Origin of the sequence: Microbacterium sp. SL62, from assembly GCF_026672635.1 — a bacterium.
Taxonomy (GTDB): domain Bacteria; phylum Actinomycetota; class Actinomycetes; order Actinomycetales; family Microbacteriaceae; genus Microbacterium; species Microbacterium testaceum_A.
The window spans coordinates 23,398-37,391 of sequence record NZ_JAPPRM010000003.1 but is presented as its reverse complement, the minus strand read 5'-3'; the positions used below and the strand labels follow the sequence as shown (position 1 = coordinate 37,391).

Annotated in this window: 21 protein-coding genes and 1 pseudogene; 9 read left to right on the top strand and 13 right to left on the bottom strand. The window is 63.7% G+C overall.

The genetic code is table 11. The annotated features are described in order from the left end of the window. Positions 1-85: 85 nt before the first annotated feature. From OVA26_RS17070 to OVA26_RS17060, 3 genes are all read left to right on the top strand, one after another. On the top strand, positions 86-292 hold the full coding sequence (locus tag OVA26_RS17070) for a type II toxin-antitoxin system HicA family toxin (RefSeq protein WP_210110524.1): 207 nt from the start codon (positions 86-88) through the stop codon (positions 290-292). Then, positions 289-687 carry an antitoxin HicB gene (locus OVA26_RS17065; protein WP_268105198.1) on the top strand — a complete coding sequence of 133 codons (399 nt, stop codon included), beginning with the start codon at positions 289-291 and terminating at the stop codon, positions 685-687. Before OVA26_RS17070 ends, OVA26_RS17065 begins: the two co-directional genes overlap by 4 nt. A gap of 101 nt (positions 688-788) precedes the next feature. Beyond that, positions 789-1,229: an effector binding domain-containing protein gene (locus tag OVA26_RS17060; protein WP_268105197.1), complete on the top strand. Its 441-nt coding sequence runs from the start codon at positions 789-791 to the stop codon at positions 1,227-1,229. A 146-nt stretch (positions 1,230-1,375) separates the two neighbouring features. Here the strand turns inward: OVA26_RS17060 and OVA26_RS17055 are convergent. Beyond that, positions 1,376-1,480, bottom strand: a pseudogene (locus tag OVA26_RS17055) (AAA family ATPase); the annotation flags it as partial. A gap of 106 nt (positions 1,481-1,586) precedes the next feature. Between OVA26_RS17055 and OVA26_RS17050 the strand changes: the two are divergent. Continuing rightward, the gene (locus tag OVA26_RS17050; RefSeq protein WP_268105196.1) at positions 1,587-2,096 is read left to right on the top strand and encodes a GNAT family N-acetyltransferase; all 510 of its coding nucleotides are present in this window, start codon (positions 1,587-1,589) and stop codon (positions 2,094-2,096) included. Between the two features lie 8 nt (positions 2,097-2,104). On the opposite strand, the gene OVA26_RS17045 is transcribed toward OVA26_RS17050, so the two are convergent. Next, the gene (locus tag OVA26_RS17045) at positions 2,105-2,257 is read right to left on the bottom strand and encodes a hypothetical protein (protein WP_268105195.1); all 153 of its coding nucleotides are present in this window, start codon (positions 2,255-2,257) and stop codon (positions 2,105-2,107) included. A 761-nt stretch (positions 2,258-3,018) separates the two neighbouring features. On the opposite strand from OVA26_RS17045, the gene OVA26_RS17040 reads away from it, so the two are divergent. After that, positions 3,019-3,192, top strand: a complete 174-nt coding sequence (locus OVA26_RS17040; RefSeq protein ID WP_268105194.1) for a chemotaxis protein CheY — start codon at positions 3,019-3,021, stop codon at positions 3,190-3,192. 50 nt (positions 3,193-3,242) lie between these two features. Here the strand turns inward: OVA26_RS17040 and OVA26_RS17035 are convergent, their stop codons facing one another. Then, positions 3,243-3,482: a hypothetical protein gene (locus tag OVA26_RS17035; RefSeq protein ID WP_268105193.1), complete on the bottom strand. Its 240-nt coding sequence runs from the start codon at positions 3,480-3,482 to the stop codon at positions 3,243-3,245. A gap of 171 nt (positions 3,483-3,653) precedes the next feature. Between OVA26_RS17035 and OVA26_RS17030 the strand changes: the two genes are divergently transcribed. Next, positions 3,654-3,884: a hypothetical protein gene (locus OVA26_RS17030; RefSeq protein ID WP_268105192.1), complete on the top strand. Its 231-nt coding sequence runs from the start codon at positions 3,654-3,656 to the stop codon at positions 3,882-3,884. A 559-nt stretch (positions 3,885-4,443) separates the two neighbouring features. Here OVA26_RS17030 and OVA26_RS17025 read toward each other — a convergent pair. The 3 genes from OVA26_RS17025 to OVA26_RS17015 all read right to left on the bottom strand — a co-directional run bounded on the left by OVA26_RS17025 (position 4,444) and on the right by OVA26_RS17015 (position 6,015). Beyond that, a complete protein-coding gene (locus OVA26_RS17025) occupies positions 4,444-4,713 on the bottom strand; it encodes a hypothetical protein (protein ID WP_143017933.1) in 270 nt (89 codons plus the stop codon). A 65-nt stretch (positions 4,714-4,778) separates the two neighbouring features. Then, positions 4,779-5,024, bottom strand: coding sequence for a hypothetical protein (locus tag OVA26_RS17020; RefSeq protein ID WP_268105106.1), 246 nt, complete (start codon positions 5,022-5,024; stop codon positions 4,779-4,781). 799 nt (positions 5,025-5,823) lie between these two features. Next, positions 5,824-6,015 (bottom strand): hypothetical protein, encoded by a 192-nt coding sequence (locus OVA26_RS17015; protein ID WP_268105191.1) that lies wholly within the window; start codon positions 6,013-6,015, stop codon positions 5,824-5,826. A gap of 191 nt (positions 6,016-6,206) precedes the next feature. On the opposite strand from OVA26_RS17015, the gene OVA26_RS17010 reads away from it, so the two are divergent. After that, the gene (locus tag OVA26_RS17010) at positions 6,207-7,064 is read left to right on the top strand and encodes a phosphotransferase family protein (RefSeq protein ID WP_268105245.1); all 858 of its coding nucleotides are present in this window, start codon (positions 6,207-6,209) and stop codon (positions 7,062-7,064) included. A gap of 172 nt (positions 7,065-7,236) precedes the next feature. Here the strand turns inward: OVA26_RS17010 and OVA26_RS17005 are convergent, their stop codons facing one another. The 3 genes from OVA26_RS17005 to OVA26_RS16995 are packed head-to-tail and all read right to left on the bottom strand — an operon-like array spanning position 7,237 to position 8,407. Continuing rightward, on the bottom strand, positions 7,237-7,524 hold the full coding sequence (locus tag OVA26_RS17005) for a DUF7701 domain-containing protein (protein WP_268105190.1): 288 nt from the start codon (positions 7,522-7,524) through the stop codon (positions 7,237-7,239). Further along, on the bottom strand, positions 7,521-7,955 hold the full coding sequence (locus tag OVA26_RS17000) for a RipA family octameric membrane protein (RefSeq protein WP_268105189.1): 435 nt from the start codon (positions 7,953-7,955) through the stop codon (positions 7,521-7,523). Before OVA26_RS17000 ends, OVA26_RS17005 begins: the two co-directional genes overlap by 4 nt. A 38-nt stretch (positions 7,956-7,993) precedes the next feature. Continuing rightward, positions 7,994-8,407: a TIR domain-containing protein gene (locus OVA26_RS16995; protein ID WP_268105188.1), complete on the bottom strand. Its 414-nt coding sequence runs from the start codon at positions 8,405-8,407 to the stop codon at positions 7,994-7,996. Positions 8,408-8,890: 483 nt separating this feature from the next. On the opposite strand from OVA26_RS16995, the gene OVA26_RS16990 reads away from it, so the two are divergent. Further along, positions 8,891-9,079: a hypothetical protein gene (locus OVA26_RS16990; protein ID WP_268105187.1), complete on the top strand. Its 189-nt coding sequence runs from the start codon at positions 8,891-8,893 to the stop codon at positions 9,077-9,079. Here the strand turns inward: OVA26_RS16990 and OVA26_RS16985 are convergent. Together OVA26_RS16985 and OVA26_RS16980 are read right to left on the bottom strand one after the other, a co-directional pair. Continuing rightward, positions 9,076-9,651 (bottom strand): hypothetical protein, encoded by a 576-nt coding sequence (locus tag OVA26_RS16985; protein WP_268105186.1) that lies wholly within the window; start codon positions 9,649-9,651, stop codon positions 9,076-9,078. The genes OVA26_RS16990 and OVA26_RS16985 overlap by 4 nt on opposite strands. A 97-nt stretch (positions 9,652-9,748) precedes the next feature. Further along, positions 9,749-10,822: a M15 family metallopeptidase gene (locus OVA26_RS16980; protein WP_268105185.1), complete on the bottom strand. Its 1,074-nt coding sequence runs from the start codon at positions 10,820-10,822 to the stop codon at positions 9,749-9,751. Between the two features lie 72 nt (positions 10,823-10,894). Between OVA26_RS16980 and OVA26_RS16975 the strand changes: the two genes are divergently transcribed. Then, complete coding sequence (locus tag OVA26_RS16975) at positions 10,895-11,131, top strand: relaxase domain-containing protein (RefSeq protein WP_326493383.1); 237 nt, start codon at positions 10,895-10,897, stop codon at positions 11,129-11,131. 79 nt (positions 11,132-11,210) lie between these two features. Here OVA26_RS16975 and OVA26_RS16970 read toward each other — a convergent pair whose 3' ends face one another. Both OVA26_RS16970 and OVA26_RS16965 read right to left on the bottom strand, forming a co-directional pair. Then, positions 11,211-11,948 carry a DUF3800 domain-containing protein gene (locus OVA26_RS16970; RefSeq protein ID WP_268105184.1) on the bottom strand — a complete coding sequence of 246 codons (738 nt, stop codon included), beginning with the start codon at positions 11,946-11,948 and terminating at the stop codon, positions 11,211-11,213. Between the two features lie 755 nt (positions 11,949-12,703). Beyond that, positions 12,704-13,924: a GNAT family N-acetyltransferase gene (locus OVA26_RS16965; protein WP_268105183.1), complete on the bottom strand. Its 1,221-nt coding sequence runs from the start codon at positions 13,922-13,924 to the stop codon at positions 12,704-12,706. Positions 13,925-13,994: the final 70 nt, after the last annotated feature.

The window sequence follows — 13,994 nt, the reverse complement described above, 5'->3', positions numbered from 1 at the left end:
GCAAGTGTGCGCGGCCCACCGCGTGAGCGCGAGCAATGTATAGCCCCCCTTTACATTGTGGGTATAGGGGGGCTAAACTATACTCATGGTCAAACCCATGAAGTACCGCGATCTGGTGAAGCTACTGAGGGATGCGGGCTTCGTCCCCGAGCAGGGCAAAGGCGATCACGAGAAGTGGTTCGGACCTGGGCTTACACGTCCCGTAGTCATTACCCAGACGCGGGAAGTGTCGCCGGGGCTGACGAGGAAGGCGCTCGACGCAATCGACGCAGTGAAGGAGCAGAAACAGTGAACACCATCGACGTGACCGCCACCCGCTGGGATGGTGGCTGGGAACTGGCCATCGACGGCGAACCTGTGACCCAAGTGCGCACCCTTGACCGTGCGGAGCAGCAGGTCCGTGATTACCTCGACACCATCGAGCCTGCGACCGACCACAGCGACGTCCGCCTGAACCTGGTGCCTGACCTTGGTGCTGGGGTCTCAGTGCTGGTGAAGGAGGCGAGAGAGGCTACTGCGGCAGCCCAAGAGCGCCAGGTTGCTGCCGCTCGTCAAGCACGCACTGTTGTGCGCGAACTCCGTTCCCGCGGCGTCAGTGTGACCGACACCGCCGCACTGCTCGGCGTGAGCCGTGGACGCATCAGCCAGCTCAACAGCGACAAAGCCGCAACCGCAGCCGCGTCCTAACCAGAGGCCAGCGTGGTTTGCGCCGCTGTTCGTTTGGGGATCGGCTACTGGCACTCCTCTGCCCGTTGAGAAATAGGCGCAAAATCGGCTAGTCAGGAGCCATGACCTCCTCCACGCCGCACGAGCTCGGCCGAATCGATCAAGTCACGCTGGCGGACACACCCGCCCTGAGCCGCGACGTGCAGCTCGACACCGACGCCATCCGGGCCGGATGGCCGAGCTTCGAGACGTCGTTCGACTCGCTACAGGGACGGAAGATGATGGGGCTCATCTACGGTGACGACAACGTCTACCGCATGGCGACTGTGCGCCTCGATCGAGACAGCGACAACTCGCTGGGCTATGCCGAAACCGTGATCCCCGGAGGTGCTTATCTGCGGCTCAGACTCCGCGGTTCCGCGCCCGATGTGTACGACCAGATCGCCGCAGCGTTCGAGACGCTGTTCGCGCGCGCCGACCACGACCCAAGCCGGCCGCACATCGAGTACTACCGGCGCGAAGGAGAAGTCGACTGCCTCGTGCCGATCGCCTCCGAGAGATAGCCGCGACCACCGCATCGGGCGTCCGGATGGGGATCGTCTCGTGAGACACCCGGACGCGCGGATCGTTCTGCGCCCTTCCGCCCGGAGGCCGTCTCATGTGAGCAGCTTCGCTTCGTGTCGTCGTTTTCGCTGCGGTCCGTGTCGGGTCAGGTGGTGCCGATGACGAGGGTGCTGCGGGCGGCTTCGACAACGTCGTTGGTGATGACGTCGAGTTCGTTGATCTTCAGGACGCGTTGGATCTGTGGTAGGACCGATGGCCGATCGGCTAATGAGATAGCCGCGCGACGTGGACGGGTGCCGGGCCGAACGTCATCGTCTTATCGACCACCGGCCAGACTGCTCGAGAGAATGGGGCGCATGACCACCGAGGGCTCGGAAGCTGTGGTGCGCGTGGGGGTGCCTGCCGATACCGAGGGTGTCCTCCAGGTGCAGCGTCGCTCGCCTGGGCGCTCATACACCCGGCGGTTCCGTCATCACATAGAGCAAGCAATAGCGGATCCGTCATCACTGCTCGTCGTTGCCACCGCCGACGACGAGCTGATCGCCTGGGCGATGACCAGCTACTTCGACCATGCAGATGGTTCCGCACCCGCGGGGTACTACTTGATGGGGATCACGGTCGTGCCAGAGTTCCGGCGACGAGGCGTCGCCACCAAGCTGGTGCAGGTGCGACTGGACTGGATCAGGCAGCGCGACCGGCGCGCCTACTTCTTCACCAACACGAGCAATGAACTTTCAATCCGGTTGCATGAGCGGGTTGGTTTTCGCGAGATCGAGCGGGGCGCGCAGTTCCGTGGGGTGCCGTTCGACGGTGGGCAGGGCGTCCTCTTCTCGATTCAACTGCCCGAACCCAGTCACACGCGCTGAAGGATTCTCTACCGGGGCAGGTCAGTCTTGTTGAGGGCGATCTCGAGCTCGGTCGCCTGTCGCTCGTGGCCGTGGTCATCGAGGTAGGTGTAAGTCACCTGGCGCTGTTCGCCAGTTGCTCGATACCCGAGGCGCTGGTAGAGCCGTTGAGCAATCTGCATGAGTTCATCTCACACCCTCAACGGTGGTTGAGATCCAGGGCGCGGTCGCACCGGGTCCCGCGGGACAGACCCCGATGCGGCTGTGCAGGGTCCGAAGATGTGGGGTCGTCCGGTGACCCATGAGCCTGCGAGACGCGCCTAGGGCTTGGTCGATATCAGAACTGCGCTGAGAATCCGCCGTCGGCGATTGCTTTCGCCAACGCTCCGATCGTGGCGACATCGCTGACTCCGAGAACGAAGATGCCATCTGCTCCTGCTTCGAGGTAGCGCTTCGCCCGGTGAGGGTCTCTGGCAGAAGCTGCTGCCACCGCCAGGTGCAGCGGAGGCGATGATCGCCCGGTGAAGTCGTTCTGCCGCGACGCTCAATGACGTCGCCCACCCGATCAACTCACCGCGGTGCTCGACCCGGTAACGAAGACCGTCCGGCGTCCGGCGCAGCTCGATGATGCCCACGACTCGGTCGCGACGATCCAGCATCGACCAGTGCGCCGGGGGAGACTCCCGGGCGAGCAACTATGGATGCCAGCGAGGTCCGTCCTCATGCATGGCGAAAGTATCGAACATGTGTTCGATTTGTGCGAGCGAGGGATGGATGGTTCGCCAGCGCGCGGCGTAGGGAGACCGCAAGATCATGGAGCCGCGGCGAAATGGGTGAGCAACAGGTGGCACGGGGGCCATCTCGCCGCTTCTAGGTTGCGAAGAAACCTGCCCACCGGTAGCTGCCTTGAGACGACCCCTCTATCCTCTGAGCCAGGGGCGACATGACGGAGCTCGTGGCCGACGCGGCGCGGCGGGTGTTACGCGAGAAGCCGGACATTGAGGTGTGTTTCACGCCCGCGATTCGGCCCGATTCGTTCCGCCAAGGAGCAACACCGCTGTTCCTTCACCCCACGCACAGACAGCTCATCGACGAGCTGCGATCAGCGGACGGTTGACTCCTAGACCACTTCGCCCAATCAATCTCTTGGAGAAGAGACCGACCCGGTCAACGCATAACGTAGTAGAAGTCGTAGCCCCACTTCTTTTTGGCCCCGAGCCAACCGCAGCCGGATCCGGAAATGAGGGTGCCGCCCTTGCGGACGACGTGCGCCTGGTTAAGACTCTGCACACGTTCGCATATGGCCTTGGTTTGCATACCGTCAACGGAGTGGTGCTGAGTCGTCGCGGCGGAGGCCGCCGCCGGCACTCCAATCGCCCCGGCAACAGCCAGCGAGAGCGCAACCACTCCGGTAGTGAAACGTCGAACAACAGTCACAGCATCTCCTTCGTCCAGACGAACCGGCAGCGGGCGATCGGCTCGCCGATGACTTCAACCTAGCCGGAGGCGTTTCGCGTCGATAGATTCTGAGGACGCAGTTATGAATCCGTTGTGGCAGAGATTGTGAAGCGTGAGTAGTTGGTCGTCCGAGCACGGATAGACAAGGGCCAGACCCACACCGCGCAACGCATTGGGGATGACGGGCTGCTTCACCGCTCGTCGGTCGACAACGAGCTGATGATCACCCTGTTCCAGCGGAGCAACGACTCGTTTCCCAAGCGGCCCGACTTCAACGAACTGCTCACGGACCCGGCGTGCGATCCAGTCATCCTGGAAGCCTGCAGGACGCTCAACTACACGGTCGTTTAGCGACGGCGCACACGACGAAGCCCCCGCTGCCTCTCGGCTGGCGGGGGCTTCGTCTTTCCAGGTCGACCTCTCTCAATCTCCGCGGCCAAGACACCGATTCCTCCCCAGTCTCGATCGATAGTCCTGATAACCGAAACTATCGAGGCCTTCGTGGCAGGGGGGTGAAGTGAGATGGGGCTGAGCAACAAGAGCCGCGTGATCACGCGGAACGGTTCCTCGAGATTCGTCGCGATGGACAAAACGCTGCGTGGCAGCCCGCCGACTGGTGGCGTGTTGGTCGCGCCTGCTGAGCGTGAAATCCGGGGGAGCGGGAGGGAACGGGAAAGGTCCAGGTGACCACCCGGGGATCGCTATCCGTTCGGCTGACGCGGCGCCGCAGCTCCCGCCGCTACTGATGCCACTAGGCCATTACGCTCATCGCCGGGGTCATGCCCTGGGCTCAAAGCCGCGACCGGTCCCACTAGTCAAGGTGTGGGACCGGTCGTTTTCGCTGACACGCCCACGCCTTATGCGTGCGCGGGCGCTGGTGGTGCTTATGTGCGCGAGAGTCGCGACTCGCTCAGTTCCACCACAGGCGCGTGTCGTAGTAGGCCATGCCTTTTCGGATGCTCTTCACGCAACGGGTGGAGCTGCTCAGCATCTTCTTTCCCTCCGCAGCCACCGCCGCTTCCTTCAAGGCCGTCTTGGCGACGCACATGACCTGCGAAGGGGTGCTGAAACCCCATCCGTTTGGCACCGCGGCTTGAGCCGGCGAAGCCACCAAGACGGATCCCATAACGACTGCGCCTGCGAATCCCACTGCGGCCATTTTCTTCTTGAAACGGTTCATTTCGTTGTCCCCCCTGGAAACGGTTTGACACCGATCCTGTCGAGGCAGCAGTCGTTTCGCAACGCCTATCCGAATGCGGTGGTGACGCCGACCGCCCACGAGACCAGGTACCACACGAGAGCCGCCGCGGCGATGTACCCCGTTACGAGGCCGGCGATCGCGAGCTTCCGGCCGACGCCCACCCGGCGGCTGGCGCTGAACCCCAAGTGGCCAAGGAGTATGGCGGCGATCGCGCTGAGAATGGCCAACGGCAGGAACAAGAGCCCCAGGAGCGGCACGATGTTGAATGCCGTGAAGACGAGAGCGACCACTCCGAGGACTGTTGCCGAGGTCGCGAGACCGTTTCAGGCGGGGCGGACGGAGGCCGTCTGGGCGGTCTGCGGGGTGGGCGGCAGTGGGGGGATGGTCACAAGTCGAACCTATCGAGTCACGTGGCGGGAGGAAGCGAGCTGGACGGGGAGCGAAACACCGGGCCGACGAAGGGCGGCCGCCCACGAGACCTCGTATCGCGGCGGGTCCGCTCAGCTGACAACCCCTTCACTACCTCGACGCCCACCACGTCGGCAGAGGCTCAACCACGAGCGCTGTGTTCCGATGCAGCGAATAGTGTGAGTCGGCTGGTGTGTGGCCCATAAAGCGCTTTGGGCGTCGGAAAGTGTGTCGAATTCGCCGACGGGGTGCGCGTTGCTATTGAAGGCTGTCCACACGCCGGTGGGACTTCGACTGATGAAGCCAAAGGGCCTATGGGCGCAGGCCCCGAGCACGAAGTCGTCTTCCACGCAGTTCCAATTCGGCTGCGTGGTGAAACCTCCCGCTCGGAACATGAGTCGCTCCTTTGCGTTTCCGATGAGATGGAGTATTGCACCGATATGGGCCGTGAGAACGTAATTCGCGCCAACAGAACCAAGCGGTCGACGCGTAGAAGGCGAGCGGCCCGGCGGTCTCACCGCCGGGCCTAGCCGAGGGGATCTGATCAGGAACCTCCGGCCTAGCCGGGATCGTAGACCACGGCAGGGAAATGGGATAGGCCCGCACCGTCAGGGGACTGGCGAGGATCGCCAATCGCGTCCGCCGGCCAGGTATCGGGAGCGCGCGAGAAATGGGCTCGCGTCAGAAATGAATGGACGGACCGTTCGCGATCGGCAGCGAGGGCCGGTAGTGGACGACCTCCGCCTGCACGGTGACGGGGGCGACCGCGGCGGAAACCGCGGGGATGACAGTCAGGGCCGCTCCGACGGCAAGGGCCACGGGAACAGCGGCGGCCACGAGACGGGAAGACCGAAGCGAGTTCTCGGAGGACACGCTTCTTTCCTTTCGATCGAGTTTGGTAAGACGATCGTATAGCCAGTCTTTCCGCTGTTGATGAGGAATTGGCGGAGAACGCGGCCTCATCGCGACTGAGTGAGAGACCCGTGATCCACGCCTAACTCCGGGGCTTGAACGAGCTCCCTGCCTCCGACGCGGTCAGGTAGCGCGTCGTTATCGTGATTGCCATGGAATGTCCGACATACATCGCGCCGGAGCGAGAGATCGTGGACGCGGCGGTGACTGCCGCGCTGCAAGGATCAGGCGTTCGCGTCCCGCCGTCGCATTGGGAGCTTGTGAACCACGGCTCCTCCAACCTGGTTGTTCTCGCAGGCAGCGTCGCGGTGCGCGTGAGTCGGAGCCCCCACGCGGCAGCCGTTGCCCTTCGTGCCCAGAAAGTAATCGACTCGCTTCCCGAGCTGCCGTTCGCCGTACCCCGATCGCTCGCAGAACCCATCGCCGAGAGCGGCATCGTCGCGATCGCGCAACACCGCATCCCTGGGGCAGCGCACCGACCGGGCGAGGGCGACCCGCGGAGCATCGCAGAACTGCTCGAGGCGTTGCAGGCCGTGACCGTCGCTCCACTCAAGCAGCACCTCGCCCAGTCTCACGCGTTCATGGGCGGCGCGGGCTGGCACTCGATCATGGTCGAGGAAGCAATCCCGCGACTCGACCCGGCAGTTCGACGCGCGGCCCGTGACGCCGCGGACAGCCTCGCAGCTCTCCAAGGCCACGCGACATCCCTCATCCATGGAGATCTCGCCGGCGAAAACGTTCTCTGGGAGAACGGGCGCGTCGTAGGCGTGTTGGATTGGGACCTTGCAAGCGCTGACGACCCGGCTGAGGACGTCGCAGCGTTGGCCGTGTGGCATGGATGGGATGCGCTCGAGAAAGCCTGCACGGCGGACATCGTGGCGCGGGCGCGCATTATCGCCGCGACGTTCCCGCTTCAGCTGATCTGTTTCGCCCTCGTCAATGACCGCCCGGCGCAAGAGGTGCAACGCGCAGTGGAGAAGGCCAACGCACGTATGACGCGTTTGGGCTGACGGAAACGATGTGGGGGCCATTGGCTTGCTTCCAGTCTAGGGAGAGGTTCGGACATCGCCCCGGGGCGCCGGGCACCGACACACACCCAACTCCACGGCGCAACCGCGTAGCCGCCGTGAGCCGCGGGACGCGCAGTCGTGACCCTGCCTGCAGGCCGACAATGAGCCGTGCTCAGCGTCGAGACGCGGCTACCCGGCGAATCGCTGTCAGGTAAGGCATGTCCTTGAGCTGCGCTTCATGTGAGAGCTGATCGAAGGGGATCAACGCTTCGTGCTCAGGTTGGTCAGCCGTCATCCACGTGGACCAAGCGTCGTGCACGTTCTCAAGTGTGCAGCGGTGGCCCATGACCAGCACGAGTAGGGCGTAGAGACGATACAGCTCATCCTCCCGCGCCTCCGGCCGCAGATCGGGAGCTAGCTCCTTTCGGATCCGGCCTGCCAAAGAGTCCAAGTAGTTCATAGCCACACGGTAACGCCGACGAGCACCTCGAGAACAAGGAACGCAAGCGGGACCAACCGTTCGACTGTGCCAAGTTCCGCATAGCGACCCTGCCACTTCGGAAGTGGGTCTTGTTTCAGCGACGACCACTCGTCACTGAACGGTTGGACCGGCAGATGGTCTCGCTCGATGCGGTTGATGACACTGAACTTCGCACGGTTCAGGTCGCGATACGACCGCAGCTGAAGCCACCAGGTGATGCTGGTGAGGGCTCCGATGGCAGCGAGGATTGTTACTCGAAGGGGATCGAACTCATCCCTAGCGAAGAAACTGAAGATGGCTGGCACGCCGAGGAGCGTGCTCTGCAAAGCGAGGTAGAACTGATTGGCTTGCCCGCGTCTCGCAGAGATGCGGTCCGCCATCTCCACTGTCAGCTTGTAGAGCTCAAGCACGTCCGCAGGGGCGTCCGCAGTGCGGCGCCGACTGGGCATCACGCGTTCTTGCCCTCACCCATCATTTGAGTGATCGCGGCGCCTACGCCTGGCCACGTCCACGTGATTACACGGTTCCTGGAGAGACCGGTGGGCAGTGTGGACGTAGACGAGGCGTTGTCGACGTAGACGCCGAACACGGGAACCTTGAGCGCCGTGGCCATCGAGATCTCCTTTGCTACGCCGGAGGCGGTCCCCATGGATCGACCGACAAGCACGATCAGCATGTTTGTTCGTGCGATCTTCTCCTTGATCCGCTGCTCCCATACGGCTTGCGGAAGTGCGGTCTTACTCGACCAGTCCTCGACGGTGAACGGAGTCGGGGACTTCGAATCGGCCTGTCCAGCGAACAGGATCTTGGACTCCTGGTTGTGGTCGAAGTCGAAGCTAAGGAAAGCGCGGGGGTTGGGCATCATTGCTCCTTCGGGTAGTTGCCTCATCTATAGCAGGCGGCACCGACATTGGCTCACGTTCTCGGCTGTGCCCACTTTTCCGACGCTCCCATCTGAGGTACACCCCAAATGGAAGTGAAGCATGACATGGAAGGGGCGATACGTCCGACAACATGCATGATCGCGCTCATCGCGGGCCGCCAGGCCGCCAGCCCCGCCCGAGCGCCACGCTGCGCTTTCGGGATCTACCTCGGCGGCCTCAGGCCCGAAAGACCGGCACACGGTGACGGCGCGCCCGTCGTTGGTCAGCGTGGTCGTCTCCTCGCCGGTGGTTCGGTGCTGCGCGACGATAACTACGCTCCGGCGCTGCGTGCCACGTCTCCGCTCCTTAATGCTCCCTCGTCGCTGCGCTCCTCAGTCCGCTTACCGCTACGACGGGTCACTCCGCTTCTCCGCTTCGTTCTCGCTGCTTTCGCACCGACCACCGCCAAGGAGACTCACACCATGTCCAAGAAGTTCGAACTCAGCTGCATCATCGCCGGCACGATCCTTCTCGCGATCACGGCACTTCTCGGCATCCTGACCTGGAACACCACCACCGTCCTCCTAGTCGGAACCCTCGGACTCGGGAGCGGGCTGGGATGCCTGATCACGGCGTGGGTCTCTTGGAGCTTCCGACGCTCCAACGCCTAACGCCCACCCCGCGCAAGCCGGGAACGGCTTGCGCGGGGAAGGGGCTGTCGGTTCAATACGCGGGCGGTGACGTCGTGAGGGACGCCCATCGCGGAGCCCCGCTGGTACTGCCGGGCAATGGGTGTCAGCGGTTCCAGTTCGTACAAGTACAGCTGCGCCTTCTTGCCGGCGAGGCGTTGCTCTCGCATGTGCTTTGACGTCGGCCGCTGCGGAAAGAAGAAGACCATTCGCTTGTACTGACGACGCCGTTTGCCGTGATCGACGAGGAACTGTCGGCCGCGACTGCGCGAGGCTTCGAGGGTCACGATGTCTTTCGGTTCCCACTCGGCTGATGAGAGGTGGAAAATTCGCAGGGGCCCATGTGTGCCCGGTTCAACGCCACGGTAAGAGTTGATGACCACCGCTGCCGGCAGCGACAAAGCCACGATTGCAATGCCGACCAGCATGAGCGGAACACCGACACCCGTTCGCGCCAGGACCATCCCGGTGAGATCCACAGCGATACCCACGATCATGATCCCGATCACCGCCGCCATGCCGACTTTCAGTCGTCGGCGCTCGTCTGCCGGCACCCACTCGACGTCGGCCCACAGAGACCCGGGCGCGGGGTTCCCGGGAACGTGGCCCCGCTCAGCCGAGCGGCCCACTAGCGCACTTCCCTTGGGCGAGTCATGCGGCGAGGTCCCACCGAGAGGCGTTGTCCACGGCCATGCCCTCTGCCGTGGGAGCTTGGGCGGTGCCGTAGTACTCCCAGTGCCACGCTTCGTGCGGTCCGCGCCCTCCCGGCTGTGCCCAGTCGGGATGCGCCCACCCGTAGCGGCCGGCGTTGAGGGTGAGCCAGAGATACGTCGGGCTGTCGTATCCGATCGCCGCGCCCCCGATGGGTTCGCCAATGTCGATCGCCATGGCCCACCCGTGGTTCGACTTCCCGGGGTCGGCGGCGTTGCCGCCGTAGATGCGTTTCGCCTCGACCTGGCCGGCGTAGTCGCGATAGCCGTCGTTGATGAACAGATCCCGGCCGTACTGCTGCCGGTAGGCGCTGTTCATCGCGATCAGAGCTGCGGTCGCGTCGGAGCGGAGCGTGTAGTTCGACGCCCACGGGATCGGGGTGAGCAGGTTGGTAGGTAGGCGACCGTTTTCGTACCCGCCCCAGGGGCCGGGTTCTTGTCCGTTTGCAGGAGGGTAGGAACCGGTGGAACACGACGCGGCCGACGCGCCGGGGTCGCTGCCGGACAGCGCCGTGATGATTTCTCGAGCGGCGGCTTCGTACTTGGCGTAGTGGTCGGGGTTGGCGTTGCGCTGCACCTTGTGCGCGGCGAGGGTGACCGTCATCGTCTCCCACCCGGGCACGGCCACGAGCCGGTCATAGAACAAGCCGGCGGCAGTCGCGGGGTCGAGGCGCTGTTCGCGCGTGCCCCAGGAGTCCTGCTGCTGGAACAACCCGATCGAGGTGGTGGGGGAGCCGTCAGGATTGGTGACGCCGTTCGTCTCCCAATCGCCGTAGCCGATGTTGTGCAACGACGACTCACCAATGGCCGTCGTCACGGCGACAATCTGCGCTTGCGTGGGGAGCTTGCGCTGTGTGGCGACGTTCATGATGGTCGCCGCGTTTTGCAGCTGGTCACCGCTGTAGCCGGCGACGCTGCCAGAGGTGGCGGAGGCGTTGGCTGCAACGCTCGGACCACACGCGTTCGCGCTCATGGTCAGCCCGACCACTAGGCCCACGATGAGGGTGACACTCATGGCGCAGAACTCCGTGACCCGCGTCGGACCACGCGGAGAGCAGCGCCTGGTGCCGGTGAGCGCATCGAATCCGTGGCCGTCGTGCACCGGTCATCCCGTGCCGGCGACCCGCACCGCCACGTGCACATGCAGTGGGGAACGCGCGTGTTCGCGGAGGGCCAATGGCGCGGGCTGCACACCGCACCGCCCGTCAGCCTGCGCCGACCGTGGAACAGGCCCCACGAACCATCACGCCCCGCGGACCTGAACTGTGACCGGCTGCACCCTGCCGCGGGTGGTGCGCCTATTGCATGGAAGCGATACAATTGATGCAGCGACGGGCCGGATACCGGAACGTTGCACGCCTAGGGCCTCGCTGATGCGGGGCTCTAGTTTTTTGCGGCAGCGTCTACGGCACCCACGTGAGGTTGTGGACGACCATTGCGTCGAGTTTTCCCGACAGGCGGGCCATCACACGTCTCGACTGAGGATGAGTCTCGACATGGGTTGAGCGTCGACGGTGAAGGTACGCAGCAAAATCCGCAATTTGGAGTCCATCGACCTGCTTCGACGAAGCGAAACTCATCGGGGCATCGATGGTCGAAAGCGTGGAGCTCCGGTACCCCGGCGTACCCCATTGCTGGTACCCCTCGAACTGCCTCAGGTGCTGCGCCTGTGTTGCAATCTCATCGGCGACGACCGTTACACGCTCACCAGAGTGGAAGTCTCGGGCGCGCTCGTGGATACGTTCCAGCGTGTGCCCGAGAACGACCTTGTGAGGCTGGTCGGGGTACCTGTAGCGCGCGTGCAGCCGCGGGATATCCAGGCCACGGAGTATCACACGTACTCCACAGCCAACGGCGGCGTCCAGGACGGCGGCATAGATGCCGGCGGCTTCACGATGCTTGCCCTTCAACGGTGCCCAGTCCTTGCGCCCGTTCATAAGCTCATCGGCGTGGAACTCGATGTCCAGGGGTAGCCCGTGCTCGGCATGGTTTCTCTCCCGGATGGAGGTCAACTTGGCCGAGAAGCACGCCCACCCCGCGGCATCACCGAGTGCTGCCGCAATGTAGTAGCGAGCGTCCGTATAGGACTCGTCAATGTAGGCGTGCAACACGCACTTAATCGTAACGAGAACCACGGACACTCCCCCTCCTGAGGGAACGTCTACGTTGCGGCGCCCGAAAGCGACGACCTCAGAACCTTCGTGCTAGACGTCGGCGCAACATGCGCCTCAGCTCGTCAATGGCCGCCCTCGCCGCCTGGCGCTCCGTTTCAAACTCAGCCCAGACGCCCCGGCGTCGCGAGTCTCTCTCTACCGAGAAGTAAGCACGCTCGAATTGCCCTATGGCCGTCGTCACGGTCTCAATCTGAGATCGAAGCCGCCGGGACCGAATCAAGACGCTGGCGCGGGCAGCTGCTTCGTCCCAGCGCCTGGAAGCATTTTTGGCGTCTTCCGCATCTAGAGCCGTTCGCTTCCGGGACACTGTTTCGTCGTTTAGCTCCCGGTGGAGGACGTCGCTCGCTGACCTTTTGACGGCGTAGTAGTACGTGTCGGCGCTCACGAGAAGATCGGTGGCGAGGCGCTCACGAGAAGATCGGTGGCGAGGTCAAGGCCTGCGCCCACGCGATCACGGCGCGCCTGAAAGTAGAGGGTGAGGAAAACGCCGCTGAGAGCTGCAACGGGTGAGAGGCCTCCGAGGATCAACGTCGTCCAATTGATATCCATCGGCTCCAACTCGCTTCTCGTTACGGCACTTTGCTGTCGGGCACGACCATAGCCCCCGCAAAGTCCCTCCGACTCCGCCCGTCCCGACTCCGGATCAAGCCCCACGCACCCTCGTGCCCCGCGGGCCCGAACTGTAACGGGGCGCGCGGCGAATAGCTTTCAGTCGAGACCTGTCACACCGGCCCCATCCGGTAGAACCAGACATGGCCAGGCGACAGTCCGACCGGCTCGGGCTCGCTCCTCGAGGGGATGAGCAGCGGAGTGCCCTCTGCTAGCACGGTAAATCCCATCTCGGCGAAGAATCCGGCGACCTCAGGAGCGCAGTGCCCCGCCGCGAAATAGACGGCCTCAGGGATGATCTGTTGCACGCTCAGCAGAAGCACCGCGCCGATTCCTTTCCGCTGCCACTCGGGTCTTACCGAAACGGCGTCGATCAACATCACGGCTTTCCCCGCAATGTCGACCGCGGTCACCACGACTGTTCCAATGACGTCGCCGCGGCGATCGACCGCTGCCGCTACACCTCGAGTGTCTTTATCGGACACTCTCGTGTGTCCTGCGTGCGACAGGAGCTCGTTGATCGCGGCTCGGTGTGGAGCCCAATCGTTCGTTACCTGCACGCCGAGTTTTGAAAACTGTGTCGCTCGGTGGCGGTGTTTCAGGCATACCTCCACCGGGTCGGCCCCTTGGACCTGCACACCTGGGTGTGTTTCGGGGCCGGGACGGTAGAGCGTCGGCTGGCGCGAGAGGAACCCGTTGATCAACTCAATAGGTGTCCACGGAACAAGGGTGTCGGACAGCAGCGCCAAATCGGCTGCGTTCATCTGAGCCTTCTGCTCGGGGCTCGGGATGTACCGTCCCGTGGGGGTGTAGATAGGCGAACCGTCCTGCCATGTCATGTATGGACCGGTTCGTTGGTTCGCCTCGAATGCGCTCAGCTGAACGTTGACCTCAGCAACCGCGGTCACACGCGCTGCGGGAGCGCACCACGACACACCTCCGACGCGGAAATCGGTGTCCGTCTCCACGGGGCCAATGGGCTCAACCTCGTAGAGCGTGCCGCGCTCGTAGACGATCCCGGTCGTGTGTTCCGCGATCTGATGCATCGCGGCAAAACCGCGAGCGAACTCCTTCTCGGTTGAGAAGTACACGCGCTCCGGATGGGTTACGTCTTCCGATTGGCCGTTGCGCAGTCCGTCAGCGTTGAGGTCGACCCCTGTGCGTCGAGCCTCTGCCCGGGACAGCAAAACTGTTCCCACTTTCAGCCCGGGGACTCCGCCGTGCCAGTAGGTACTCCGGGCCAGCGCCGCTTTCTGCGCTAGATAGGACGCTCGCGCCTCACGTTGCGCTCTCGCGCGCTGTTCTTTTGCCTGTCGTGATGTGCGTTGCACCATCACACCCTCCTGTTTCCGTGGTCAACGGGTGAATACGGAACGTGTCCATCGCGGCCGCAGCGGGAGAGCA